General features: G+C 52.8%; 2 rRNA genes (1 of these 2 only partly in view). Both read right to left on the bottom strand.

Going from position 1 to position 1,585, the window contains the following annotated elements:
• Positions 1–86: ribosomal RNA gene (gene rrf / locus ACIQYU_RS26380) — 5S ribosomal RNA — on the bottom strand; the annotation flags it as partial.
• A gap of 130 nt (positions 87–216) precedes the next feature.
• A 23S ribosomal RNA gene (locus tag ACIQYU_RS26375) occupies positions 217–1,585 on the bottom strand; it runs 1,621 nt beyond the window's last position.

The raw sequence follows: 1,585 nt of genomic DNA, 5'->3' as shown, positions 1-1,585 counted from the left end.
AACCCCACACTACCATCGGCGATGCATCGTTTCACTGCTGAGTTCGGGATGGGATCAGGTGGTTCCAATGCTCTATGGTCGTCAAGAAATTCTGTTGCCAGAATGTCCAGATGGACAGCCCAGCGAATCCGGATATGTGATCTTGTGAAGTTGCGAACTTTCGGTTCTTTCGTCTTCACCACCGCAATCTGCGCTAGCAAATTGCTTGGGTGTTATATGGTCAAGCCTCACGGGCAATTAGTATTGGTTAGCTCAACGCCTCACAGCGCTTACACACCCAACCTATCAACGTCGTAGTCTTCGACGGCCCTTCAGGGGATTCAAGATCCCAGTGAGATCTCATCTTGAGGCAAGTTTCCCGCTTAGATGCTTTCAGCGGTTATCTCTTCCGAACATAGCTACCCGGCAATGCCACTGGCGTGACAACCGGAACACCAGAGGTTCGTCCACTCCGGTCCTCTCGTACTAGGAGCAGCCCCTCTCAAATCTCAAACGTCCACGGCAGATAGGGACCGAACTGTCTCACGACGTTCTAAACCCAGCTCGCGTACCACTTTAAATGGCGAACAGCCATACCCTTGGGACCGGCTTCAGCCCCAGGATGTGATGAGCCGACATCGAGGTGCCAAACACCGCCGTCGATATGAACTCTTGGGCGGTATCAGCCTGTTATCCCCGGAGTACCTTTTATCCGTTGAGCGATGGCCCTTCCATACAGAACCACCGGATCACTAAGACCTACTTTCGTACCTGCTCGACGTGTTTGTCTCGCAGTCAAGCGCGCTTTTGCCTTTATACTCTACGACCGATTTCCGACCGGTCTGAGCGCACCTTCGTACTCCTCCGTTACTCTTTGGGAGGAGACCGCCCCAGTCAAACTACCCACCATACACTGTCCTCGATCCGGATAACGGACCTGAGTTAGAACCTCAAAGTTGCCAGGGTGGTATTTCAAGGATGGCTCCATGAGAACTGGCGTCCCCACTTCAAAGCCTCCCACCTATCCTACACAAGCAAATTCAAAGTCCAGTGCAAAGCTATAGTAAAGGTTCACGGGGTCTTTCCGTCTAGCCGCGGATACACTGCATCTTCACAGCGATTTCAATTTCACTGAGTCTCGGGTGGAGACAGCGCCGCCATCGTTACGCCATTCGTGCAGGTCGGAACTTACCCGACAAGGAATTTCGCTACCTTAGGACCGTTATAGTTACGGCCGCCGTTTACCGGGGCTTCGATCAAGAGCTTCGCTTGCGCTAACCCCATCAATTAACCTTCCGGCACCGGGCAGGCGTCACACCCTATACGTCCACTTTCGTGTTTGCAGAGTGCTGTGTTTTTAATAAACAGTCGCAGCGGCCTGGTATCTTCGACCGGCATGGGCTTACGGAGCAAGTCCTTCACCCTCGCCGGCGCACCTTCTCCCGAAGTTACGGTGCCATTTTGCCTAGTTCCTTCACCCGAGTTCTCTCAAGCGCCTTGGTATTCTCTACCTAACCACCTGTGTCGGTTTGGGGTACGGTTCCCAGTTATCTGAAGCTTAGGAGCTTTTCTTGGAAGCATGGTATCAACCACTTCGTCGCCTGAA

Source organism: Pseudomonas sp. NPDC096925, assembly GCF_044762545.1.
In the GTDB taxonomy this organism is placed as follows: domain Bacteria; phylum Pseudomonadota; class Gammaproteobacteria; order Pseudomonadales; family Pseudomonadaceae; genus Aquipseudomonas.
Note: the sequence above shows the minus strand (reverse complement) of the source record. Positions and strands in the feature narration are given on the sequence as shown.